Origin of the sequence: Xanthomonas sp. WCS2018Noco2-27, assembly GCF_031843525.1 — a bacterium.
Lineage (GTDB): Bacteria > Pseudomonadota > Gammaproteobacteria > Xanthomonadales > Xanthomonadaceae > Xanthomonas.
In genome coordinates this window covers 1-25,029 of the sequence record NZ_JAVTIK010000001.1, presented here as the reverse complement: position 1 = coordinate 25,029, position 25,029 = coordinate 1, and the positions used below count along the sequence as shown (strand labels likewise).

The following is a 25,029-nucleotide window of genomic DNA, read 5'->3' as shown; positions in this document are numbered from 1 at the left end:
ACTCGGAGCGGCTGACAAACACTCTCGAACACCGCAGCAATAGCGGCAATGTGCCGACCCCACTGCCTTCGTTGGCGGATGGAGTGATGTCGTCTTGGTAGTGACGTTGCTCAGATTGAAAGAAGCCGACCAGACCGCACCTCATCAGACGGCCGCACTGCATGCACTGCTTGCCATGCATGCATTGCTTGCCCTGCTTGCCCTGCTTGCAATCATGCGTACCGACCCTGCCGACTGGTCCTTGCCCGCCCAGCGTCGCGGGACCTTACGCGGCATGGATGCCGCGTAAGGTCCCACACGGACGTACTTGCGGCGTGTCCCGTGATGGTGGGCGGGCAAGGGCCTCGCAGCCAAGCCGCAGATCATCCGCTCTACAGCCGACGCCCCCAGTTCGATCAACTCTCCAGACGGATGCCAACTGCCACTCCGGCTACGCCTACTTGACGGTGGACGTAGACGCTTTGTTAGCGGCTCTCAAACCTTGGCCACCAGCTTGACCACACTCGAAAAATCCAGCGCTCCATTGCCGGCCATGCTGTTCATCGCGTAGAGGTTGCGTGCCAGTGCGCCCAGCGGGATCGACACGCCGGCCTGCACCGCAGATTCGGCCACCAGGCCCAGGTCCTTGAGCATCAGATCGTTGCCGAAGCCGCCGCTGTAGCCGCGGGAGGCCGGTGCATTTGGCAGCACGCCGGGCCATGGATTGCAGACTTCGGTGGCCCAGCTACGTCCGGTGCTGACCGCCATCATTTGCGACAGCACCGCCGGGTCCAATCCCTGCGCGACGCCGAGTGCCAGCGCTTCACCGGTGGCAGCCATGATCACGCCCAGCGCCATGTTGTTGCATAACTTGGCGACCTGGCCGGCGCCGTTGTCGCCGACATGGAAAATGTTCTTGCCCATGGCTTCCAGCACCGGACGCGCGCGTTCCAGCACATTGGCGTCACCACCGACGATAAAGGTCAGCGTGCCGGCGGCGGCACCCGCGGTGCCACCGGACACCGGCGCGTCCAGCATCGCCAGCCCGCGCGCGCGCGCGGCATCGGCCACCTTGCGTGCGGACACCGGCGCAATGGTGCTGCAGTCGATCACCAGCGCGCCGTCGGGAATCTGCGTCAGGATGCCGTCATCGCCCAGATACAGCCCTTCCACATGTCGGCTGGCCGGCAGCATCGAGATGACGATCTCGGCATCAGCCAGGGTGTCGTGCGCCGAGGTTGCTGCGTGCGCGCCGGCGGCCGATGCCGCATCCAGTGCGCCCTGCACCAGATCGAAAACGCGTAGCTGGTGCCCGGCCTTGATCAGGTTGGCGGCCATCGGGCCGCCCATGTTGCCCAGGCCGATAAAAGCGATCTTGCTCATCGTGTCGATCTCCAGAGTGGAGCAGGTATCAAAAGGGTCGGGAGGCGCTCAGCGCGCAATGCCGCAAACAGCGTTACGCACGCAAGGTGCGCGGTGCTTGCATGGTTGCGCCAGACCTGCGGAGCACGCGGCTGTCATGCCTGATGCGCGCCGAGATCTGCCAACGGATGTTGCGCTGCCGGCCATGGCGCGTTGAAAAAGTCAGCCGCCCATTGCGTATTGGCGTTGCTCAGCGATGCCGGCTGCCACTGCGGCTGGCGATCCTTGTCGATCAGCAACGCACGGATGCCTTCGGCAAAATCGCCGTGGGCGGCGGCGTGCAGTACCGCCACATATTCGGTGCGGAAGGTATCGGCCAGCGTCGCAGTGCCGGGATGACGTTGCAGCTCCCATGCCAGCCGTGCCGAGCCGGGCGCGCCAGCGGCCAGGGTCGTGCGCGCGGCTTGCAGCCAGCTGTCCTCGCTTTGCAGGGCCTCGATCGCCTCGACCACCTGCTCCAGCGTGTCGCCGGACACCAGTTGCTCGATCAAGGCCGCATGCAGCTGCAGCGGGCCCGGTTCCAGCGGCTGCGCGATTCCATGCAAAAACGCACCGAGTTGCTCACGATCGTTGCCGGCATCGCCGGTCCATACGTGCGCGCTCAAGGCATCAAGCACGGCGCTGTATTGCGCGTGCTCCAACCGCACATCGGCCAGACCGGCGTAGATGGCATCGCTGGCATTGAGCGGTGCGCCGGTCAAGGCGAGAAACACACCAGCGCCGTGCGGCACGCGACGCAGCAACCAGCTGCCGCCCACATCGGGAAACAAGCCGACGCTGATCTCGGGCATCGCCAGGCGCGAACGCTCGGTGACCACGCGATGGCTGGCGCCGGACATCAGGCCGATTCCGCCCCCCATCACGATGCCATGGCCCCAGCACAGCAGCGGCTTGGCATAGGTATGGATGCGGTAATCCAGCCGATATTCTTCTTCGAAAAATGCGGCGGCATGCGGATTGTCTTGCGGCCTTGCACGGCGCTGGGCCGCGTCGGGTACCGCATCGCGATGTGCGCGCATGCTCTGGTACAGCCCATGCAGATCGCCGCCAGCGCACAAGGCTTTATCGCCGGCACCACGCAGCACTACGCAGGCAATCTGCGTATCGTCGGCCCATGCACTTAGCTGCGCATCCAGCAGCCGGGTCATCTGCAGTGACAGGCCATTGAGCGTCTTGGGCGCATTCAAGGTTGCAATGCCGATGCGATGTCCGTCGGCACAATCGCGCTGCTCGAACAGCACCGGCGCCTCGTCGGTTGCGCTGACGTCCGTCATCAGCGGTTGCTCCACTGCGGCGCGCGCTTTTCCACAAATGCGGCAACCCCTTCGGCCTGGTCGGCCTGCTCGAACAGATCGACGAAGGCTTCGCGCTCGGCAACCAAGGCTGCGGCGTGCGTGCCATGGCGGGTGGCTTGCACCAGCCGCTTGCAGGCGGCCACGCTCACCGGACTCTGCTTGCCGGCACGCTGCGCCCACGCAATTGCCAGCGCGCGCGACTCGCCCTTGCCGACCACCTCTTCGACCAGACCGATACGGTGTGCGGTGGCGGCATCGATACGCTCGCCCAGCAAGATCATGCGTTTGGCCCAGCCTTCGCCGACCAGGCGCGGCAGGTTCTGCGTGCCGCCCGCGCACGGCAACAACCCGACGCTGGCTTCCGGCAGCGCCAGATGCGCCTGCTGCTCGGCAATGCGCAGGTCGCAGGCCAACGCGCATTCCAGACCGCCGCCCATGGCATAGCCATTGATCGCGGCGATCGACACGCCACGGAAAGCGCTCAATGCCTCGAACGCTTCGCCGAAACGACGCGCGGCCTCGCGTGCAGCGGCCTTGTCGCCGTCGGCAAACTGCTTGAGGTCGGCGCCGGCGTTGAAGAACTTTTCGCCTTCGCCGGTGATCACCAGCGCATACACGCTGCGGTCGGTGTCCAATGCATGCACCAGGTCGCGCAAGGCGGCCAGGCTCTGCACGGTCCAGGTATTGGCCGGCGGGTTGCTCAAGGTGACGATGGCGACATGCCCATCGCGCTCGACCTGCAAGCCGGTATGCACACGTCCTTCCCACGCGCTCATCGCAGTTCCTCCTCGCCGTTGAGCAGATGCCGCGCAATGATCATGCGCATCACTTCGTTGGTGCCCTCCAGGATGCGATGCACGCGGCTATCGCGCAGCAGACGTTCGATCGGATACTCGCGGATATAGCCGTAACCGCCGTGGATCTGCAGTGCGTCGTCGCAGATGGCAAACCCGGCATCGGTTGCAAAGCGTTTGGCCATTGCGCACCACACGGTGGCGTCGTGGCTGCCGGCATCGAGCTTGCGGGCGGCGGTGTGCACCATCTGCCGCGCGGCCACCAGCTGGGTCGCCATATCGGCCAGCTTGAATTGCAGCGCCTGGAAATCGGCCAATTTTTTGCCGAACTGGCGGCGCTCGCCCATGTAGCGACGTGCGGCATCCAGGGCGCCCTGCGCGGCACCCAGCGAGCAGGCGGCGATATTGATGCGGCCGCCATCCAGCGCTTTCATCGCCATCTTGAAGCCCTCGCCTTCCTTACCGAGCAGATTGCCGGCCGGGATGCGCACATCGGTGAATGTCACCCCGCGCGTGGGCTGGCTGTTCCAGCCCATCTTTTCTTCCTTGCGGCCGTAGCTGATGCCGGGCGCGTCGGCCGGCACCGCAAAGGCGCTGATGCCGCGCGCGCCATCGTCGCCGGTGCGTGCCATCACCACCAGCACATCGGTGGCGCCGGCGCCCGAAATAAAGGCCTTGCTGCCGTTGAGCACGTAGCTATCGCCATCGCGCTGGGCGCGGGTTTTCAACGATGCCGCATCCGAGCCGGCACCCGGCTCGGTCAGACAATACGAGCCCAGCTTGGCGCCGCTGGTCATCGCCTCGCCCCATTGCGCACGCACGCCGTCGTTGCCGTAGCTGGCAATCAACCATGTCGCCATGTTGTGGATGCTGATGAAAGCCGAGGTGGACGGATCGACGGTCGCCAATTCTTCGAACACCACCGCCGCATCGAGCCGACGCATGCCCAGGCCGCCCACGCCTTCGTCGGTGTACAGGCCGCAGAAACCTAGTTCGGCGGCCTTGGCAATCGCCTCGCGCGGGAAGTGGCTTTCTGCGTCCCACTGCGCGGCATACGGTGCGAGTTCCTTGTCGGCGAAGTCGCGCGCGGCGGCGCGGAACGCTTCCTGCTCGTCGTTCAGATCGGCCGCGTTGGCGTGTAGCTGGATGGCTGCATTCATGGCGTTGGGGTCACTTGAGAGAGATGGTGGTGTTGACGCCATGGCCCAGCGTCTGGTCGTCGAACCAGCGCGCGGTAACGGTCTTGGTCTGGGTGTAGAACATCACCACCTGCTTGCCGTACGGGCCCAGGTCGCCGAGCTTGGAGGCGCGCGAGCCGGTGAACGAAAACAGCGGTACCGGCACCGGGATCGGCACGTTGATGCCGACCTGGCCCACGTCGATGTCTTCCTGAAAACGCCGCGCGGCGGCGCCGGACTGGGTGAACAACGCGGTGCCGTTACCGTTGGGATTGGCGTTGACCAGTGCGATCGCATCGTCCAGCGTGTCTGCGCCCAGGATCACCAGCACCGGCCCGAAGATTTCTTCGTCGTAGATGCGCATGCCCGGCGTGACGCCGGAAAAGATCGTCGGGCCGACGAAGTTGCCGTGTTCGAACCCCGGCACGGTGGGGCTGCGACCATCCAATTCCAGCGTGGCGCCCTGCTCCACGCCGGAGGCGATTAGGCTCTCCACACGTTCGCGCGCCGCACAGGAAATCAGCGGACCGACGTCGGTGCCCTGGGCGTTGCCTGCACCCAGTTTCAAGGTCTTGGCCTTGGCGACCAGGGCGGGAATCCACTGCCGCGCGTCGCCCACCAACACCAGCGTGGAGGCAGCCATGCAGCGCTGGCCGGCCGCACCGAATGCGGCACCGACCATCGCATTGAGGGTCTGTTCCTGATTGGCGTCCGGCAGCACCACGGCGTGATTCTTGGCGCCCATCATGCATTGCACGCGCTTGCCGGCCAGCGATGCGCGGCGATACACGTGCGTACCCACCTTGGTGGAGCCGACGAATGACAGCGCCTTGATGTCCGGGTGATCGCACAGTGCGTTGACCACGTCTTCGCCGCCGTGCACCACGTTGAGCACACCCTTGGGAATGCCCGCTTCCAGGGCAAGTTCGACCAGCCGCATGGTGACCATCGGGTCCTGCTCGGACGGCTTGAGCACGAAGGTGTTGCCAGTGGCAATCGCCATCGGAAACATCCACAACGGAATCATTGCCGGGAAGTTGAACGGCGTAATACCCGCGCACACGCCTAGCGGTTGCAGCAGGCTGTAGGTGTCCACGCCGTTGGCGACGTTGTTGGCCAGCTCGCCCAACTGCAGATTGCCGATCGCCGCGGCGTGCTCCACCACTTCCAGCCCGCGGAACACATCGCCTTCGGCATCGGCCAGGGTCTTGCCCTGCTCGGCGCTGAGCAGCGCGGCCAGCTCGGGCATGTGCTCGCGGATCAGCTGCTGGTACTTGAGGAAGACGCGCGCACGGGTGCCGATAGGCGTCTTGCGCCAGCTGACGAAGGCACGGCTGGCGGCAGCCACTGCAGCGTCGACTTCGGCCGTGGTGGCGAACGGCACCTGGGCCAGCACCGACTGGTCGGCCGGGTTGACCACGTCCTGCCACTGGTCGCTGGCGGAGACCAGCATTTCGCCATCGATCAACAGGGACACGCGGGGGACGGATTCGCTCATCACAGGGTTCGCTCGCAGAAGACATCGGGCCGGCTGGCCCAGTACTTCGCATTGTTCGCAGCCCAACCTGCCATTCCCAGCCCACATCTGCTTAATCGCGCTAAGCTGGCCGCACAATTTTGCGAATCTTGCGAATGCCCCAGTCCTCGCCGCCCGTCCTCCGCCATCAGCTCGGCCTGCGCCTGCAGCGGCTGCGGCAGCGCCACGGCCTGACCCAGGCCGAGCTGGCGCGCCGGCTGGCGTTATCGCCGAGCTATCTCAACCAGATCGAGCGCAACCAGCGCCCGCTGACGCTGGCGATCCAGCAACGCCTCAAGGCCACGCTGGGCGATCTGGACGGCCTGCTGGATCTGGACGACCCAGCCGCCCTGGCCGACCCGCTGGACGAATCGCTGCGCAGCCTGGGCCACACGCTGTCGCCGGCCGAGCTGCGCGCGCTCACCGGCAACCTGCCGCAGGTGGCGCAGGCGCTGCTGGATCTGCACCGCGCCCATCAGCATCTGCTGGAGCGCAATGCCGCGCTGCAAATGCAGATCGGTATTGAGCATGCGGCGATGCCGTCGCTGTCGCCGGGCGAGCAGGTGCGCGATTACTTCAACCGCGCGCACAACTACCTGCCCGAACTGGATGAGCGCGCCGAGGCGTTGTATGCCGAACTCGGCCTGACCCCGGAAAACCTGCCGCTGCGGCTACGCCAGCGCCTGGCCGATCGTCACGGCCTGCTGGTGCAGGAGGCGCCCGATCTGCACAGCGACAAACGCAGCGTGGATGCGCAGGCGCGCGTGTTGTGGCTGCCCGCCCATCTGCGGCCCGGCCAGCAGGCGTTCCAGATGGCCGCGCACCTGGCCTTGCTGGAATGCGCACCGTTGCTGGACGCGCGCATCGCCGATGCCGGGTTCGAAGATGCCGAGCGCATCGCGCTGTCGCGGATCGGGCTGTCGAATTACTTCGCCGGCGCGCTGGTGATGCCGTACAGCGATTTCCTGCACAGCGCGCAGCGCTCGCGCTACGACATCGAATGGCTTGCGGACCGCTTCGGGGTGGGCTTCGAGGCGGTCTGCCATCGTTTGAGTACCTTGCAGCGACGCGGCTCAGCCGGGTTACCGATTTTCTTCATGCGGGTGGATCGCGCCGGCAATGTCTCCAAACGCCACTCGTCCACCGACTTCCACTTTTCGCACGTGGGCGGCGCCTGCCCGCTATGGATCGTGTACGAGGCGTTCAACCAGCCCGACCGCATCCTGACCCAGATCGCGCGCATGCCCGATGGCCGCCGCTATTTCTGGCTGGCCCGCCAGGTCAGCAGCGGCGCTCCCGGCTACGGCCGCCCGCGCAAGACCTTTGCGCTGGCGATGGGCTGCGACCTGCGTCATGCCGACCAGCTGGTCTATGCGCGCGGCTGGGATCTGGGCGCGGTGGACGATGCCGTGCCGATCGGGCCGGGCTGCCTGACCTGCGAGCGCAGCGACTGCGTGCAGCGCGCATTCCCCGCCCTGCCCCGGTTGCCGGTCAGCACGCGCTAGCGAGACCACGCCTCTCAATTGCGACCTGGGCAACGTTTGATCGCCCGGCACGCACCCACGCCAGACTGTGACGAAGCAAACGCTAGCGCTGCACTGCAGCATTCCAAGCCGAGATAGCTCACGCAAAATGCTTCATTGGAATGGAATGACTCGCGCTTCTACCCTGAAGCGGACACATGCAGGACAGGGGGACGCCAGCGCGATTGTCGATTGTCGATCGTGACAGCGCCGCAGCAACGCACTTACCGCAACCGCACCACCGCACCACGCCATGTCCGCTCGATCGCGCCAGACCTACATCGGCGCCGGCGGGCCGCACCAGCCGCCATCACCTTATTCGGTCACTTAGTCCTGGGAGGGATCAACCGATGCCTGTTCACCACACCGGTCACTCGGCCAGCCGGCGCCTGCGCCGCACGCCGGTCCGCGACGTCCTCTGCACCACCATCGCTTTCGTGCTGACCACCGCGTTCAGTGCGCAGGCACAGGACACCGCGCCCGCCGCGCCGCCGGCCAACGCCACCAGCAGCAGCGCCGCCAACGCGCAGGCACCGGTGACGCTGGACAACATCACCGTGATCGGCCAGCGCGCCAGCCTGAATCAGGCCGTGCAGGCCAAGCAGATGTCCGATCACGTCATGGAAGTGATCTCCGCAGACAACATGGGCCAGATGCCCAACGTCACCGTGGCCGAAGCGCTGGTGCGCCTGCCCGGCGTCAACGGCACCCGCGACCGCGGCAACGAGAGCCTGGCCACCGTGCGCGGCCTGGGCCCGCGCATGACCATGGGCACCGTCAACGGGCGCGAGATCGCCTCGTCCGAACCCAATCGCGCAGTGCGCTGGGAAGTGTTTCCCACCGAGATCGTCTCCACCGTCAAGGTCTACAAGACCCAGTCGGCCGACCTGGTCGCCGGCGGCCTGGCGGCGACCGTGGACATCTCCACCATCAGCCCGCTGGACTACACCGGCCCCGGCTTTGTCGGCACCGCAGGGCCGGTGTTCTACGACCACGCCAAGGACGTGGACGGCTACACCCCGTGGGGCAGCCGCTTCGGCGCCAGCTGGGTGCACAAGTTCAACGACAATCTGGCGGTGGCCTTCGGCGCCACCTATCAGAAGCAGAAGAACGCCAGCTCGTCGATCGGCAGCTGGGGCTATACCGATGCCACCACCTCGCGCGACGTCGATGGCGATGGCACCGTCGATCCCACCCCGTTCGGCGCGGCCGACCAGCTCAAGCTGATCGAGCAGACCCGCACCGGCGCGATGGGCACCGTGCAGTGGCGCTCGGGCAATTTCGAGCTGAAGTTCGACGGTCTGTATTCGCGCATCGAGATCGACGAAGACCAATTGCAGAACTGGTTCAACGGCCTGGCCTTCAGCACCTTTTCCGGCGCGACCAACCCATACACCACGCCGGGCTCGTCCTACACCATCGTCGATGGCGATGTGGTGGCCGGCACCTTGGCCAATTCCAACCTGCAGGTCGACCATGTGGTCAGCCACTACAACGAGGTCAAGACGCTCACCGCCGGTGGTTTGAACGCCAAGTGGAACGGCGATGTGTGGACCTTGGGCAGCGATCTGTCGTTCTCGCAGGCCAAGCGCGACAACGTTTGGCAGGCAGTGCGATTCGGCAGTAACCCGGACACGGTGTCGTTCGATTTCCGCCGCAGCGTCACGCCCACCATCAGCACCAGCTCGGACACGCCCGAATACGGCATCGCCGGGCAGACTCAACCGCAGGCACTGCGCGACAAGATCGCCGCGCTGGCGCTCAATGCCAGCCGTGCGGTAGACGCAGGCCCGTTCACCTCGCTGGAATTCGGCGCACGCGCCGCACGCCGCGAAAAGCAGAACCGGAATTTCATCGGCAACCAGTCCGGCTACGACCAGCCGATTTCGGCATATCAGGGCTTGATCTACCCGGTCACCATGCCGGACTTGAATGTGCCCACGCTCACCGGCGGCAACATGGCCGAGATCGCACGCATTGGCTTTGGCGGCTTCGATCCGGCCGCGCTCAATGAGCAGATGCTCGACCACTGGAACGTCAAGGAAGACGTGCGCGAAGCCTTCGCCAAGGCGGTCTTCAGCTCGCAGCTGTTCGGCACCGATGTCACCGGCAATATCGGCGTGCGCCTGGTCAACACCAAGACCACCAGCGACGGCTTCGATTCGGTCGGCGGCACCGTGCAGGCCAGCAGCGACAGCAAGGAGTACACCGACATGCTGCCCAGCGCGACGCTCAACTTCCTGATCGACGATCAACGCATCCTGCGCTTTGCAGTGGCCAAGGTCATCGCACGCCCGCCGCTGGACGAGCTGCGCACCGGCCGTCGCCTGGACGACCCCACCGTGACCGTCGGCCAGCTGACCGGCAGCGGCGGCAACCCGCAGCTGGACCCGTTCAAGGCGACCCAGGTCGATGTGTCGTACGAGTGGTACTTCCACAAGGAAGCGCTGGCGGCATTGGCGGTGTATCGCAAGGAAGTGGATTCCAGCATCGGCTACCGCACCGACCGCGAAGTGATCAACGGCCTGGATTACCTGGTCAGCGCGCCGTTCAATGGCGGCGGCGGCTACATCAATGGTGTGGAACTCACCTTCCAGACGCCGTTCTTCTTTATTCCGCACATGGAAAACTTCGGCGTCTATTCCAACTATTCGTTGGTGGATTCCAACCTCAAGGAATTCTCGCCGGAAAACAACCCGCTGCCGCTGAGCGGACTGGCACGCAAGACCGGCACCTTCGACCTGTGGTACAGCAACGGAACTTTCGAAGCGCGCGTGGGCTACAAGTACCACAGCCCCTACACGGTGGTGTACGGCTGGAATGCCGCGCGTCTGGCACGCCTGCAGAGCGAAGGCACCGTGGATCTGAGCTTGAACTGGCAGTACAGCAAGCAGCTGGGCTTCCGCTTCCAGGCCGGCAACCTCACCAACGAGCCGCTGCGCGCCTACACCGACAACAAGCCCAACCGTCTGGCCAATCAGGACGATGGCGGCTACCAGCTGTTCGGCCGTCGCTACCAGCTGGAGGCGACGTACCGCTTCTAAGAGCAGCGAACAAACCTACTGTGCTCACCGCCAGGTGGGCGCGGCCGGCGCTCGATGCGGCATGTACCACTCGTACACTCCGCTTCTGAGCGCGCCGTCCATACCCACCTGACGACTGCCCGCTACGTTTTTTTAGCCGCTCCAAGCATGGTGGCGAACGCATGACGCGCAGTCGCCGGCACTGCATGGACGGAACGCAGGAACCGGCAGATACGCGTTGTAGCTGCCGGTTCCGTGCAGACCGCTATGCGCCTGGCGCCTGCACCGTCGTGTTCGATCGCCACCCCACAGACACATCCGGCGCCTGCTGCGCCGGGCAGCAGGCGAGTGACGTCGATACGCGGGAACGCACTGCGACTCTGGTTGCGATTCCGCACACCGCCTGCGCTGCACGATGGCCACATGCAGCATGCTGTTGGCCGCTCCATGGTTGATTTGTCGAGGAATTACATGCGCTCTACACGCCGCTTCTGGACGCCGACGCTGCTGGCGTTGGCATTATCCGTTTCCGCACACGCCGCCCAGCCTCCCGCCACGTTGTATCTCGGCGCGGACCTGTCATACGTCAACGAGATGGAGGAATGCGGTGTGCAATATCGCGAGAACGGTGTGGTCACCGATCCGTTCGAACTGTTCCATGCGCATGGCGCCAATCTGGTGCGTGTGCGGCTGTGGAACGATGCACGCTGGACCAAGTACAGCGACCTGACCGACATCAAAAAGACCATTGCGCGCGCACGTGCACAAGGCATGCAGGTGCTGCTGGACCTGCACTATTCCGACGATTGGGCCGACGGCGAAAAACAGCTGATTCCCAAGGCCTGGGCCAGCATCACCGATACCGATGAACTGGCACGCACGCTCTACGGCTTCACCTACGACACGCTCAGTGCACTCGACCGCGCCGGGTTGATGCCGGAGCTGGTGCAGGTGGGCAACGAAAGCAATTCCGACCTGATGGACAGCCAGCCCTGGGACAAGAAGCGCCCCATCGACTGGCAGCGCAACGCCAAGCTGTTCAACGCCGGCATCAAGGCAGTGCGCGACATGAGCGCGCGCTCCACGATCAAACCGCGGGTGATGCTGCATATCGCCCAGCCGGAGAATGTGGAGCCGTGGTTCGCCGCCGCCACCAAGGCCGGCGTCACCGACTTCGACCTGATCGGCATCAGCTACTACCGCAAGTGGTCCACCCAGTCGATGGCACAGTTGGGCAAGACCATCCAGCGCTTGCGTGGCCGCTTTGATGCCGACGTGGTGGTGGTGGAAACCGCCTACCCGTGGACCTTGGAGTCCGGCGACACTTCGCAGAACCTGCTCGGCGAAGACTCGCTGATTGCCGGCTACCCGGCCACGCCGCAAGGCCAGTCCAAGTACATGATCGACCTCACCCAGCTGGTGATCGATACCGGCGGTGCCGGCGTCGTGTACTGGGAACCGGCATGGACCAGCAGCAGCTGCAAGACGCGCTGGGGTACCGGCTCGTCGTGGGAAAACGCCAGCTTCTTCGATTTCAAGCATGGCAATGACGTGCTGCCGGCGATCGATTTCATGCACCATCCATACACCGGCGCGCCGCCCTCGTACACGCCCGCAGCGCATACGCCTGCATCGTCACACCCAGCAGGCGCCAGCACGAGGACACAGCCATGACCGGCATCAATCGTCGCGAGTTGCTGCGCGGCATGCTTGCAAGCAGTGTGAGCGCCGCACTTCCTGTCGGCGCGGGTGCCGCCCTGGTGCCAGGCATTGCCGGCGCCGCATCGGCGACTGCCAAAAACACACCACCGGCTGGCCCATTAGGTGACGCAACGCTGGCGCCACGCGAGCGGCTGCTGTTCGACTTCGGCTGGCGCTTTCATCTGGGCCATGCCAGCGACCCGTCGCGCGATTTCGAATTCGGCACCTTCCAGCGCACCTTCGCCAAGGCCGGCAAGGACACCGCCACCGCTGCGCAACTGAGCTTCGACGACAGCAGCTGGCAACAGGTAGATCTGCCGCACGATTGGGCCGTGACCCTGCCCTTTCGCCCGGAGCCGATCTCCGCTTCGATGACCGAGGAAGACCCGGCGGCCGCACACGGCTATAAGGCGTTGGGAACGAGCTTTCCCGAAAACAGCGTGGGCTGGTATCGGCGGACGCTGCAGATTCCAGCCAGCGATCTAGGCAAGCGCATCTGCCTGGTGTTCGACGGCGTGTTCCGCGATTGCGTGGTGTTCTGCAATGGTCACATCGTCGGGCGCAATGCCAGCGGCTATTGCGGCTTCGAGGTCGACCTGAGCGAAGTGCTGGACTACGGCAAGTCCAACCTGATTACCGTCCGCGTGGATGCCACGCTGGGCGAAGGCTGGTTTTACGAAGGCGCCGGCATCTATCGCCATCTGTGGCTGCAGAAGACCGACCCCTTGCATCTGCCGCAGCACGGCGTGTTCGTGCGCAGCACCCTGCAGGGCGACAGCGCCACTGCGCAGGTCTCTGCCGAAGTGCGCAACGACGGCACCGCCCCGCGCCAATGCAGCGTGCAGGCCCGCATCACCGCGCCGGATGGACGCGTGGTTGCGCAGGCGGTGAGTGCTTCCATCACGGTGGCGCCAGGCCAGGTGCAACAGCTCGAACACACCCTCCCGCTGGGTCAGGCGGCCTTGTGGTCGATCGACACCCCACAGCTGTACACCCTGACCACCAGCGTGCACAGCGACGGCAAGGCCACCGACGCCGTGGTCACCGCCTTCGGCGTGCGCAGCATCGCCTTCGACGCGCAGCGCGGTTTTTTGTTGAACGGCGCGCCACTCAAGCTGCATGGCACCAACAACCATCAGGACCATGCCGGCGTCGGCACCGCCATCCCGGACGCCCTGCACGAGTGGCGCCTGCGCCAGCTCAAATCGATGGGCTGCAATGCCTATCGCAGCTCGCACAATCCGGCCACCCCCGAATTGCTCGCCCTGTGCGACCGGCTCGGCATGTTCGTGATCGAAGAAACCCGCCGTATGTCCACCGATCCCGAAGCGATGGGCGAACTGGAGACGATGGTGCGGCGCGGGCGCAATCATCCCAGCGTGATCCTGTGGTCGCTCGGCAACGAAGAACCGCAGCAGGTCACCGAGCGCGGTGCGCGCATCGTGTCGCGCATGCAACAACGCGTACGTCAGCTCGATCCCACCCGCCCCACCACCTTTGCGATGGATAAAGGCTTCGGCGACGGCGTTGGCCAGGTGGTGGACGTGGTCGGCTTCAATTACCGCACCAGCCAGATGGACAGCTTCCACGCGCAATACCCCGACATTCCCATCTACGGCAGCGAAACCGGCAGCACCGTGTCGGTGCGCGGCAATTACCAACGCGACGACGCACGCGGCTATACCCGCGCCTACGATCTAGACCACCCCTGGTGGGCGAGCACCGCCGAAGCGTGGTGGAGCTACGTCGCCCAACGCCCCTATATCGCCGGCGGTTTCATCTGGACCGGCTTCGACTACCGCGGCGAACCAACCCCGTACAACCGTTGGCCCAATGTGGCCTCGCAATTCGGCGTACTCGATAGCTGCGGCTTCCCCAAGGACAACTACTGGTACTACCGCGCGCAATGGACCAGCGAACCGGTGCTGCATCTGTTCCCGCACTGGAACTGGGACGGTCTGCTGCAACCCGAAGACAACGGCCACCTCGCCGTCTGGTGCCATAGCAATCTCGACGCGGTGGAGTTGCTGGTCAACGGCGTCAGCCAGGGCTTGCAGCAGGTGCCGGCCTACGGCCATGTCGAATGGCGGGTGAAATACGCCCCCGGCGTCATCGAAGCGCGCGGCTATCGTGGGGGCGCATTGGTGCTCAGCGAACGCCATGAGACCGTTGGTAAGCCAGCCGCGATCCGACTGAGTTGCGACCGCAACGCACTACGTGCCGATGCAGAAGATGTGTCAGTAGTGAAAGTGGAGATCGTCGATGCGCAAGGCCGCTTGGTACCCAACGCCGACAACCAGGTGCACTTCGCGCTGCGCGGCCCTGCGCGTCTGATCGGCGTCGGCAACGGCGACCCCAGCAGTCACGAAGACGACAAGGCGCCGCAGCGCAAGGCCTTCAACGGACTGTGTGCTGCGCTGTTGCAGACCACCCGAAGCAGCGGCGATATCGTGCTGCAGGCCAGCACGCCCGGATTGCGCCCGGCTACGCTGCGCCTGCAGGCTGCCAAATCGCCCTTACGGCCGTCGGTGGGCTAAGCGCGGCTACCAAAACGTCGCGAGCAGTCGTCAGGTGGGCGTGGACGGCGCGGAGGAACCGGAGTGTACGCGTGGTACATGCCGCACCGAGCACCGGCCGCGCCCGCCTGGCGGTGAGCATAGTCCTGTTATTAGCTGCTCTAAACCCCGGCCATCAAGTGCAGTTCGCCGCTGCACAGGCCCGCGCCTCGAATCGGAGCGGGCACTGGAGAGCTAGCTCGCCACGGAAACGATAGGGCACTGCAGTACAGCGTTGCACGGCTTATGTATGGCTCTCCTGCAAACCGAATGGACTTCCGTGCCGCACGGAAATTCGCTCGCCCGACATCCAGAAACCGCGCCTGACCACCGCGCATGAAACTTTCTGCCTGAGTCGCCTGCAATCCTCTCCAGGGACACCACCGGTCATCGCTCCATGCTGGCAGCAGCCCATGCCCGACGGCCAGTCTCGAAGCAATACCGCTGACGGACATACCTGCCGAGAGACAGCCCCGCCGCAAAGCGGTATCAGGCCGTTCTTGCTCGTCTCTTCGCTCTGACAACCAATCGAGCAGACGACCGCCGGGTTTCTCGTGCTGAGTTCGCCCAAGGCCACGTTTCGCGTTCTGGACGTCAGCGCACATGGCGTTGGCCAGCTCGCGCGTAACGCCGCCAAACCAGCCAAGTCACCTGGTCATTCGAGAACGCGGCGATCCAGTCGTCATTGCGTCTGTCTCCCGGCGTACGGTGGCACTGACGTTACGGAGAGAGGCCGGGCAGAGAGGTGGCCTAGCTTGGCCGAAAGCAAGACGAGAAAAATTTATTTTCTTGACTGCTGCAACTTGCTTGACGCGCCGCCCTATCAACGCCGGATCATCCGCCGCTATTCCACAGCCATACAAAACCCATCCATTTTCATCATGGCAGAGAGAAAACTTGCATCAACCATCAGCTACTGCATCGTTTAAATAAAACCAGCTTCGCAATTTTGCATTATTTTTCAATGCAAAGATTTGGTTATCTTTTGAGATTAACGAACACCTTTCAACACCTGTGAATCCCATGCTTTTCGCTTGAAGTAAATTACCCAAAGATAGTAACCAACTTTATCGCAGCAACTGACGATTCGTGGCAATAACTGACATAGATAACGCTACTTGAACATGTACGTTTATCGAAAGCAGCAATAGTTCGAACCTGATTCGGGAAGTCATAAAGACCCATCCGAATTAGATAAAGTCTCGAAACCGCACTGCTGAGATCACGACTTAGAAACAAAAAAAGACCTAGTCACAGACCCCGCGCCGGCAAATGCATACCCCATTAGCCAGAGCAACTGGCATTCACGCATACCGCAATGTTATGCCCCGTCAATTTCAAATTTACTGAATATCCAGCTAATTATACGCCCGAGAAAAATCAATGACTGACAACATTAGATATACCCATCCGGGAAAGCCGGCCGCGCCATTCGTCATCGGAGGACTCGTGGCAGTCATTGGAGTGTGCTCATTGGCTTATCTTGGAGTTCAATCAAGCAGCGACAACAACGTTGACGCAAGCCGCGTACCCCAGACGCTCAACCCTGCCGGAGGTCGCCACGCTCCGCAGACGGAGCATGCAAAGATGAGCGGGAGCGAATTCAGCGATTTCATAGATGCTGACAGCGAAAAGCCCTTTGGCCCGAGCGAAGTCCAGCACCGCTTACAGGATTTTTTTGATCGTTGGGATCAAGGTCATGCCATGTCCCAGGCGCAACAAAAAATCTTCATGGCCCGCTTACTCAACACAATCGATTCCAGCCCGGAAGCACGCAAGGCGGTGGCTGATTATTATGCAAAAATACCCGCAAAAGACGCTGCCAATCGCGAAATTATTCAAAACATGATTGTTCGCAGCGAGTCCGGCAGAAAAATGATGGTAGACGAGGCGAGTCGCATCTGGAAAAGCAAGGACTCCAGCCTCTACACTGCGATGTACAAAACGTATTCAAACTTTCCTGGCACAGCTTCCAGGGAAACGCTGTCCGAAGCGATGTCCACTCTCAATAGCCACGCCAGCGACGTACCTACATCGGTCGCTGCGTTGAACTTTATTGGCACGATCGAAGAAGACACATCCAAGGATGCGATGTCCCTCAGAAGAAACGCGATTTCCCAGCTGAATTCGGTTGCCACTGGAAACGGCGACGATGTGGTGAAGGCATTGGCGGCCCAGAAGGTTTACCGACTCTCCGCCCCCGATGCCGCAGCAGATGCTGCGGTCGACTACCTGAGAGGCGGTGCAACCGAACCGCTGGTGAGACAGACGCTCAATGCGATCGCAAGTGGAGAGGTTGAACTCACTCCTCCACTAAAGTCGACCCTGCTGACCGCAGTAGCACGCCCCTCTGCGTCGCCTCAAGAACGGAAAATGCTGGAATCTTTGCTGCAGGGTCACAGCTGAGAGCACTCGTCCAACTCCAACCAGCACGCACATGCATGACCTAGCCAGCTGTGCTGCGGGCCATGCAATAAATAATCTTAAACACCAAGAAATTACCCGCCGTTTTTTTAAAGCACATTGATCCGGACCAACCGGATCAATTGATAGAGCAGCAATGCACGTAACGCTTGAAAAAACCCACATATAAAAAAATAAAAAACACCCATCACCTATTGCGCACCTGCAGATTATTGATATCCAGCGAAATTTAACCCGCATTGGGCCAAGCCACAACAGAAATACCCCCCCTAAAAATTTAAACAACCGCACAGAGATGATCATGATCAAAAAAATAAGTAAGTACCTAGTCCCCGTTCTATTGGCATTGACTTTGGTGGGAACCACCCAGGCGGCATCACCACCGGACAAACACATGTTCACCACCTTCGGAGGATGGCTAGGAAAAAATCAAAAGTCTTTCTACGAAGATCACGGAACCCTTTCGGTATGCTACGGGGACGAAGCACATTGCCCGACCTCCACGGAGTCCACAACGCGCGGCGCATGCCGAGACCAAAGCTTCGACATGGGCGGAAGCTGGGAACTGCCGCTCAAGATTCCCGGATTATCCCTTTCGGGGAACTTCAGTAATAGCTGGACAGAATGCAATGAAAAGGCTGAAGAGAACTCCTGCCCTCCGAAAGCGCACTCGGCATACGCTCCAGCGATCTTGGTCGGCGAACGGTGGGGCCGCACCCATGTCACACATGTCAATACCGGATGGTTCCAGAATGGCAGTTGCGAAGCTGGCTATAAGAAGACCTGGATGGGTGGCGCTAACTTTCGCTGCGAATATAACGGCGCTCCGTACGACAAGGATGGCTACCTCCCTGAATTTCGCTACAAAAGTTGCGAATACATCCCGACCTGACAGAAAATATTGAGCAGCAATCAGCTCGTTCACTCAAAGTAACGGTCGCGTCCGTGTCTGCTCTGTTGAGCAGGCACGGACGTCATAGGAAGCGTGGCAGAAGGCAAACGCCAATGCTTCGCGCCGAGCTGGTGACGGAGCAATTTAACCACTGACTGACTGCAGCGCCGAGGATGGCGAATGATTGCACAGCAAATGCGTCGTTGGCATCTTGCCGCAGAATCATTGCGATGGTCATGCAGGATGCACGCAGATGTGTCATGCAATGATGTCTGCGATCTCGCGAAGATGGTGTAGCCCCCCAGCTGCCCACTATTGACGCATCAGGATCGCGCTAAAAATAGCGGAGAAATCCATATCCCCCCCTGAAATCGCTCCAGCGTGCAGCCATCAAGATGGTCTTCGTTATCGAAATGAAGGCACTACCGCTTCCGGGCTGATTTGGGAAGCCTGCACCTGCCGGCGATGCGAGTTGGCTAACCCGCCAGGCTATCTTCGGGCAACACTCAGCTCGTCAGTACTGTGTTGATTGCTATTGGTCGCGATGCGGCGCTCGATACCACTGACAAACACTGCTCTATTCCGCCGAGTCTGATCCAGCTAGCAACGACGGTACACAATGGCATTGCCGCTGAAAGCCTGGCGCATGCATCCCAGCCACCGACAGTGAATGACAATCGGTGCCTTGCGACGATGCCAGCTCGAATGAGACCCGCAACCGACGTCCTGTACCAGTTGCACACCGTGCTCAGGTCAGGCGATTCAATCTTGCTTATCGCCCATGTCCAGACACCGGGGGAAACAACGATTGAGCGTCTCATCCCATGCCAGGAACTACGCAAGCGTGTGATGTACCCCTCCATGGGACGTGGATCGTCGGCCACCGTTTTTTGCTTGGCCACGTAAGCGATGCGTTGCGACGACAGCTCGTCCCACGCTTTGCGGCGCATGACCGGATCCGGATGCGACACCGGCATCACTTCGAACAACGGTCGTGGCCACGCGCGCGTCCAGCAGATCGCCAGGCGCTTCGGTCGCGGCCTGCATCCGCTCATGCTGTTTCTGTTCCATACCCACCAGGTTGCCTGCGTAATGCGCCACGCACCATCGCGCGTCGTCCGGGAGGCACAGCTTCACCGCCGCTCGCGCATTCTCACGCCTGTGAAACTGCCTCGCTCCAGCGATGCACTCCCTCGCAGCGCTTGGCCGCGAGGGAGGCAAGCGCTTAGCGCAAGCGCGAAAACGCACCGATACCCGCGATCGCCAGCCGCTCTGCGGGCACCGCCGTTTCAGCGAACGACAGCCGTAGGTAGCGGATCTGGCGGACCTCGGGGAAATTCAGGCGCTGGGTCGAGAGCGCGTAGGCGATATTGGATAGCTCGCCGGCGCCGGCCGGCTGCCAGCGTTGACCATCTTCGCTGGTTTCGGCGCGATAGCCCTTCGGTGGCGCCGCACCGTTCATCACCGTGCGCGAGGGCGTGAGGCTGAAACCGGCCACCTGATGCAGCGCGCCGAGGTCCATGGTCACCTGCGCGGGATGGCCCGGCGTGGGAGCGGGCGTGATCCAGATCGTGCTGGCATTGTCGTCCAGCAACGTGTCCGCCCCTGGCGCGCTCGCCTCGACGATGCGCCAACCGGCGGTGGACAGCACGTCCGGCGCGTTTGCCGTGGGGCGTGCCACCGGCACCGGCGCCACGGCGCGGAACAGCGCGAATTCGCTGATCGCCGGGCACACCGGCGCCTCAAGCACGACCAGGCGCACCCGGCGCGCGGCAACCGGGCGCTCCAGCCGCACGATCCGCTGTGCACCGATGCACTGCGCTTCGGCCAGCCGCTGCCATTGCCCATCGACCTCGGCTTCGACCGCAAAGCGGGTGACGCGCACGCCCAGCGGCAGGTACTCGCGCAACCGGATCAAATCGAAGCTGTGCACCGCCGACAGGTCCAGCGTCAGCGTCGGCGTGGTGACGTCATCCGGTGTGGACCAGTAGCTGTCCGGCTGCCGATCAAGCACGCGCGCCGGCTCGAACCCGGCACCACGCGACGCGCTGGCGCTGGCCTTGGCGCCCTTGGCCAGATCGATGGCGAAGCTGGCGCGGATTGCGTCGCCGAAACTCTGCAGCACCGCCACATCGTGGTCGGCGATGCGGCCGCGTCGGTCGGGCGGGAGATTGAGGTTCATGTTGGTGCCGCGCGCCACCGAGGTGTCGAAATAGCGCACCAGATTCTCCGGGCTGCGCACCTTGCCGTCTTCATCGGCATGGTAGAACCAGCCCGGGCGGATCGAGGTGTTGGTTTCGGCCGGCCACCACAGTGCCCCTCCGCGCACCCCGGAATTGCCGTTTTCCTGTGTGTAGGGCGCATTGGGCATGGTGGGCCAGGACGGATCGCCGGCGACCCCATCCTCGTTGCCGCCCCACCGGATATCGGCGCCGAGCGGGTCGAAGGTGCAGGCCATCGGCTGGTGCCGATGCACCAGCTCGATCATGCGTGGCCAGTTGTAGTAAGCGGGCGCATCGATCTTGCGCGCTTCGCGCGCTCCACCGTAATAGCCGTCGCCACCATTGGCGCCATCGAACCAGAACTCGAACAGGTCGCCATAGCCCGTGCATAGCTCGACGATCTGCTTGCGGAAATAGTCGAGATAGCCGGGCCGCCCATACTCGGCGTGGTTGCGATCCCAGGGCGAGAGATAGAGGCCGAACGCCAGGCCAGCGCGTCGACACGCCGCGGCCATCTCACCGACGATGTCGCCTTTGCCGTTCTTGTACGGCGAGTTCCGGATGCAATGCTCGGTCAAACGCGTCGGCCAGAGACAGAACCCATCGTGGTGCTTGGCCGTAAAAATGAGCCCTTTCAGATTGCCAGCCTTGGCAGCAGCGACGATCTGATCGGCTGAAAAATCGCTGGGATCGAATTTGCGCGGATCCTCGTCGCCGTAGCCCCATTCCTTGTCGGTAAAAGTATTCATCGCAAAATGCACGAAGGCGTATTGCTCCCACCGATGCCACCGTAGCTGTCGCTTGCTGGGCAGCGCACCCCACGGTGCCGGCCCGTTTGCGCGCGGCGTCTGTGTGATCCGCGCCGCCGGGGAACTGAAGCTGGCGGCAGCGGCCACCACACCCGTGGCAAGAAAAGTACGACGATCGATCATTGGCACCTCCGACTTTGCACAAGTTTCGATCTTAGCTTTTCCAAAGGCGAAAGAGTCCTACCCCCGAAGCAACAGGCGGTGATGCAAGGCACCGCGCACAGGCCGCTGCGCGGCTGGCCTTGAATCGCGTGCGACGCACGCTGCGCGGAAGTGTGGTTTGACGGCCGATTGTCTTTCTACGCTGCGCTGTTGGCGCTTGCATGGCGACTCATCTTCCGCACGCGAAGCGAGCTGCGTGAACAGAGACAACAATGGCAAACTGATGACACCCAACAAAGACCGTACGACAACCCGGGCGAGCCAACATCTGCCATTTTTTGTCATCACGATTGACCGCAGGCGCCCTATTTTGGCTGCACTGAAGTGCGCGGACCACAGAGACGTTGCGTCACAGCAGTTGCTTGGGCTGCTTGTGCATCCCCCTTCGATGCCAGGACGCCCTGGTCGTCAGCCGTACGCACTAACGAAGATGCTGCGGATTGATCTGCTGCAGCATTTGGACGCCAGCGATCCGGCAATGGATAAAACGCTGCACGAGTCCCCATCTCGCGACATTTGCCAAGCTCAAGCCCACGACGCGCGTCATCTCGGCCGTGGCATTTGAACTTCAAGCATCCCGCAGGTTGTGCGGAGCTTTCTGCATCGGGGCAATTAAGCAGGCGTCACGGACATACACCGCTCTCCGTCTGTTGCTTTGCGTTTTCTACGGAGGCGAGAACGCTCGACCGCGGATCTATTGCCTATCCACATCGCGCGGAAAATAGCGACGAAACTTTTCTTCCCAGGCCTGGAATTGTTCCAGCGTGTACTCATCCATTGGCCGTTCCACCGAGGCGACTGCCTTGTTCTGTGCAACGATCGCGATCCGCTGAGACGACAGTTCGTCCCAGGCCTTCCGCAAGGCCGCCGGATCGGGATGCGACACCAGCATGGCTTCCAGCAGCGTGGCCTGCGCAACACGCGCGGCCAGCAGGTCGCTGAGCGCATCGGTCACTGCGCGCATCCATTCCTCGTTACGAGTGTCCATTCCAAGCGTACCGCGAGCATTGAGAGTGCCGCAGCGTAGCGCCTGTACGTCAACGGCAATGTGCAGTGCGCCTGATCGGTCACCGGCCGCGCAATGGCCTGGGCGATGAACACCAGAAACCCAGCGCATTGTCAGTCGGTTTTTCCCTGACAGCGGGGGAAATACCGGCTAAACGCGAGCTCGGCCGCAGGATTTCAGTTCTGTGGTGGTTGGTCGCTATCCCGTTGCCGAGCCATCACGCGTACTTCACGCGCCCGCGGGTCGGTGCCTTCTTTATGGACACCAGGACCACCTACATGACTGCTTACTTGCAACGCTATAACGTCGGCCGCCGCCTAGGCGCTGCATTTGGAATCCTGATCTTGCTGTCGAGCCTGCTCGTGGCGATCGGCCTGGTCACCATGGCCAACGCCAAGCAGCAATTGGACTTTATCGTTCTGGATCGCATGGCCAAGATCCAGATCGGCAACGGCATGCTGGACGCGAACTCCACGATCATGATCGCGCTGGGCACCTACTCTATGGCAACCAGCCCCGAGCTCGACGCCGAAGCGCTGGCGACCATCAAGGAGCAACGCCAGCGCTACAGCGACCTGCGCGCCAAGCTCGACACGCTGCCCAGCTCGGAGGAAGGCCGCAAGATTCGTACAGTGCTGGACGAGCGGCGCACGATCTCGGCCAAGATCAACGACGAGGTCATGAAACTGGCGGCCGCAGACGACAATGCACCGGCGCAGGCGCTGCTGAGTGCGAAGGCACGCCCGGCCACCATGGCGTGGCAGGACAAGATCCGCGAGCTGGTCACCCGCCAGGAAGATCAGAGCCATCAGGCCTATACCGAAGCGGTTGCGTCGATGAAACGCGGCAAGCTGCTGATCAGTCTGGGCGGTATCGCTGTTGTGGCAATCAGCAGCCTGCTGGCCTGGCTCATCACCCGCAGCCTGACCCAGCCGCTCGCGCGTGCGACCAAGGCAGCCGAGGCCATCGCCAACGGTCAGTTGGATAACAACGTCCAGACCGATGCAAAAGACGAAACCGGCCGCCTGCTGCGCGCCATGAGCGGCATGCAGACACAGCTGCAAGCCTTGCTCAGCGCACAGGGCGACATGGCCAAGCGCCACAACGATGGGCAGATCAGCTTCCGCATCGATGCCAACGCATTCCCCGGCGACTACGGCCGCATGGCGCAGGACACCAACACCCTGGTCGCCTCGCATCTGGCCGTGCAGACCACGCTCGCGCGCATCATGGGCCGCTATGCCATTGGCGACCTGAGCGAGAGCATGGACGCGCTGCCCGGCGAAAAAGCCGTGCTCACCCAGACCATGAACGAGGTCAAGGCCAACCTGTCGGCGATGAATACCGAGATCAAGCAGCTGGCGCAGTCGGCGGCCAACGGCGATTTCAGCGCGCGCGGCGATGCCGACCGCTTCCAGTACGACTTCCACATCATGGTCGACAGCCTCAACCAGCTGATGGCTACCGCCGATGGCAATCTGCAATCGCTGTCGTCGCTGCTGCAATCCATCGCCGCAGGCGACCTGACCGCACGCATGAGCGGCGACTTCAAGGGGGTGTTCGCACAGATGCGCGACGACGCCAATGCCACCGCCACACAGCTGGCCGAAATTGTCGGGCGCATCCAGCACTCGGCGGTGTCGATCAATTCGGCCGCCAGCGAAATTGCCGCCGGCAATCAGGATCTGTCGCAACGTACCGAGCAGCAGGCCGCCAACCTGGAAGAAACCGCCGCATCGATGGAGGAACTCACCTCCACCGTTCGCCAGAACGCCGAACATGCGCGCCAGGCCAATCAGCTGGCGATCGGTGCTGCTAGCGTCGCTTCGCAGGGCGGCGACATCGTCAGCAAGGTCGTGGGCACCATGACCGGCATCGAAGCCTCGTCCAAGAAGATCGCCGACATCATCAGCGTCATCGACGGCATCTCCTTCCAGACCAACATCCTGGCACTCAACGCAGCGGTCGAAGCCGCACGCGCCGGCGAACAAGGCCGCGGTTTTGCGGTGGTCGCCAGCGAAGTGCGCACCCTCGCCCAGCGCTCCACCGCTGCGGCCAAGGAGATCAAGAGCCTGATCGACGATTCGGTCGAGCGTGTGGCCGAAGGCTCGGCACTGGTGCACAGCGCCGGCACCACGATGGCCGAGATCGTGGCCAGCGTGCAGCGCGTCACCGACATCATGGGCGAGATTTCCGCCGCCTCGCAGGAGCAGTCGGCCGGTATCGAACAGGTCAACCTCACCGTCACCCAGATGGACGAAACCACCCAGCAGAATGCCGCGCTGGTGGAAGAGGCCACCGCCGCCGCTCGCTCGATGGAAGAGCAGGCCGTGCAGCTCAGGCAGGCGGTGTCGATCTTCAAGATCGAAGCCGAACGCCCGTCAGGTGTGCGCGCAGCTGCACCGACCGTGCTGCATCCCAAGAAGCCGGCCGGCGTTGCCGCAGCGAAGCCACGCGTTGCCGCGACATCGATCAAGCGTCCAGCCAGACCGGCGGTGGTCGCCAGCGCGTCCAGCAATGGTGCGGAT

14 protein-coding genes, 2 other RNA genes and 2 pseudogenes are annotated in these 25,029 nt (G+C 62.8%); 9 read left to right on the top strand and 9 right to left on the bottom strand.

The annotated features are described in order from the left end of the window. Positions 1-474: 474 nt before the first annotated feature. The 5 genes from mmsB to RQH86_RS00070 all read right to left on the bottom strand — a co-directional run bounded on the left by mmsB (position 475) and on the right by RQH86_RS00070 (position 6,166). Entirely contained in the window at positions 475-1,377 is a 903-nt protein-coding gene (gene mmsB / locus RQH86_RS00090) for a 3-hydroxyisobutyrate dehydrogenase (protein WP_311239656.1), read from the bottom strand. Between the two features lie 119 nt (positions 1,378-1,496). Continuing rightward, complete coding sequence (locus tag RQH86_RS00085) at positions 1,497-2,690, bottom strand: enoyl-CoA hydratase/isomerase family protein (protein ID WP_311239637.1); 1,194 nt, start codon at positions 2,688-2,690, stop codon at positions 1,497-1,499. Next, on the bottom strand, positions 2,675-3,472 hold the full coding sequence (locus tag RQH86_RS00080; protein ID WP_311239636.1) for an enoyl-CoA hydratase: 798 nt from the start codon (positions 3,470-3,472) through the stop codon (positions 2,675-2,677). Before RQH86_RS00080 ends, RQH86_RS00085 begins: the two co-directional genes overlap by 16 nt. After that, positions 3,469-4,650, bottom strand: a complete 1,182-nt coding sequence (locus tag RQH86_RS00075; protein WP_115512215.1) for an acyl-CoA dehydrogenase family protein — start codon at positions 4,648-4,650, stop codon at positions 3,469-3,471. The genes RQH86_RS00080 and RQH86_RS00075 overlap by 4 nt, the downstream gene beginning before the upstream one ends. 10 nt (positions 4,651-4,660) lie before the next feature. Then, positions 4,661-6,166, bottom strand: coding sequence for a CoA-acylating methylmalonate-semialdehyde dehydrogenase (locus RQH86_RS00070; protein ID WP_311239635.1), 1,506 nt, complete (start codon positions 6,164-6,166; stop codon positions 4,661-4,663). A 134-nt stretch (positions 6,167-6,300) separates the two neighbouring features. Here RQH86_RS00070 and RQH86_RS00065 point away from each other — a divergent pair, with 134 nt between their 5' ends. The 5 genes from RQH86_RS00065 to galA all read left to right on the top strand — a co-directional run bounded on the left by RQH86_RS00065 (position 6,301) and on the right by galA (position 14,968). Further along, the gene (locus RQH86_RS00065) at positions 6,301-7,689 is read left to right on the top strand and encodes a short-chain fatty acyl-CoA regulator family protein (protein WP_311239634.1); all 1,389 of its coding nucleotides are present in this window, start codon (positions 6,301-6,303) and stop codon (positions 7,687-7,689) included. Between the two features lie 368 nt (positions 7,690-8,057). Then, positions 8,058-10,751, top strand: coding sequence for a TonB-dependent receptor (locus RQH86_RS00060; protein ID WP_311239633.1), 2,694 nt, complete (start codon positions 8,058-8,060; stop codon positions 10,749-10,751). A 61-nt stretch (positions 10,752-10,812) separates the two neighbouring features. Continuing rightward, positions 10,813-10,889: non-coding RNA, sX9 sRNA (locus RQH86_RS00055), on the top strand. A 312-nt stretch (positions 10,890-11,201) separates the two neighbouring features. Then, the gene (locus tag RQH86_RS00050) at positions 11,202-12,404 is read left to right on the top strand and encodes an arabinogalactan endo-1,4-beta-galactosidase (RefSeq protein WP_311239632.1); all 1,203 of its coding nucleotides are present in this window, start codon (positions 11,202-11,204) and stop codon (positions 12,402-12,404) included. Beyond that, positions 12,401-14,968, top strand: coding sequence for a beta-galactosidase GalA (gene galA, locus RQH86_RS00045; protein ID WP_311239631.1), 2,568 nt, complete (start codon positions 12,401-12,403; stop codon positions 14,966-14,968). The genes RQH86_RS00050 and galA overlap by 4 nt, the downstream gene beginning before the upstream one ends. A 4-nt stretch (positions 14,969-14,972) precedes the next feature. Here galA and RQH86_RS00040 read toward each other — a convergent pair. Further along, a non-coding RNA gene (locus RQH86_RS00040) (sX9 sRNA) lies at positions 14,973-15,048 on the bottom strand. Between the two features lie 1,321 nt (positions 15,049-16,369). On the opposite strand from RQH86_RS00040, the gene RQH86_RS00035 reads away from it, so the two are divergent. Further along, on the top strand, positions 16,370-17,392 hold the full coding sequence (locus tag RQH86_RS00035) for a hypothetical protein (protein ID WP_311239630.1): 1,023 nt from the start codon (positions 16,370-16,372) through the stop codon (positions 17,390-17,392). A 412-nt stretch (positions 17,393-17,804) separates the two neighbouring features. Continuing rightward, the gene (locus RQH86_RS00030; RefSeq protein WP_153066121.1) at positions 17,805-18,302 is read left to right on the top strand and encodes a hypothetical protein; all 498 of its coding nucleotides are present in this window, start codon (positions 17,805-17,807) and stop codon (positions 18,300-18,302) included. Between the two features lie 834 nt (positions 18,303-19,136). Here RQH86_RS00030 and RQH86_RS00025 read toward each other — a convergent pair. After that, positions 19,137-19,396 (bottom strand): annotated as a pseudogene (locus RQH86_RS00025) (hypothetical protein). Positions 19,397-19,527: 131 nt separating this feature from the next. After that, entirely contained in the window at positions 19,528-21,456 is a 1,929-nt protein-coding gene (locus tag RQH86_RS00020; RefSeq protein WP_311239629.1) for an alpha-L-fucosidase, read from the bottom strand. A gap of 391 nt (positions 21,457-21,847) precedes the next feature. Between RQH86_RS00020 and RQH86_RS00015 the strand changes: the two are divergent. Continuing rightward, a pseudogene (locus RQH86_RS00015) lies at positions 21,848-22,003 on the top strand (IS5/IS1182 family transposase); the annotation flags it as partial. Between the two features lie 186 nt (positions 22,004-22,189). Here the strand turns inward: RQH86_RS00015 and RQH86_RS00010 are convergent. Further along, positions 22,190-22,483, bottom strand: coding sequence for a hypothetical protein (locus tag RQH86_RS00010; RefSeq protein WP_055845404.1), 294 nt, complete (start codon positions 22,481-22,483; stop codon positions 22,190-22,192). Positions 22,484-22,779: 296 nt separating this feature from the next. Here RQH86_RS00010 and RQH86_RS00005 point away from each other — a divergent pair. Then, positions 22,780-25,029: methyl-accepting chemotaxis protein (locus tag RQH86_RS00005; protein WP_311260723.1), on the top strand; the 2,250-nt coding region annotated here is incomplete at its 3' end.

Coding starts and splice junctions, on each gene's coding strand:
- RQH86_RS00070 (WP_311239635.1), bottom strand. CDS start 6,166: ATGAGCGAATCCGTCCCCCGCGTGTCCCTGTTGATCGATGGCGAAATG.
- RQH86_RS00035 (WP_311239630.1), top strand. CDS start 16,370: ATGACTGACAACATTAGATATACCCATCCGGGAAAGCCGGCCGCGCCA.
- RQH86_RS00050 (WP_311239632.1), top strand. CDS start 11,202: ATGCGCTCTACACGCCGCTTCTGGACGCCGACGCTGCTGGCGTTGGCA.
- RQH86_RS00065 (WP_311239634.1), top strand. CDS start 6,301: ATGCCCCAGTCCTCGCCGCCCGTCCTCCGCCATCAGCTCGGCCTGCGC.
- RQH86_RS00060 (WP_311239633.1), top strand. CDS start 8,058: ATGCCTGTTCACCACACCGGTCACTCGGCCAGCCGGCGCCTGCGCCGC.
- RQH86_RS00020 (WP_311239629.1), bottom strand. CDS start 21,456: ATGATCGATCGTCGTACTTTTCTTGCCACGGGTGTGGTGGCCGCTGCC.
- RQH86_RS00010 (WP_055845404.1), bottom strand. CDS start 22,483: ATGGACACTCGTAACGAGGAATGGATGCGCGCAGTGACCGATGCGCTC.
- galA (WP_311239631.1), top strand. CDS start 12,401: ATGACCGGCATCAATCGTCGCGAGTTGCTGCGCGGCATGCTTGCAAGC.
- RQH86_RS00030 (WP_153066121.1), top strand. CDS start 17,805: ATGTTCACCACCTTCGGAGGATGGCTAGGAAAAAATCAAAAGTCTTTC.
- RQH86_RS00080 (WP_311239636.1), bottom strand. CDS start 3,472: ATGAGCGCGTGGGAAGGACGTGTGCATACCGGCTTGCAGGTCGAGCGC.
- RQH86_RS00075 (WP_115512215.1), bottom strand. CDS start 4,650: ATGAATGCAGCCATCCAGCTACACGCCAACGCGGCCGATCTGAACGAC.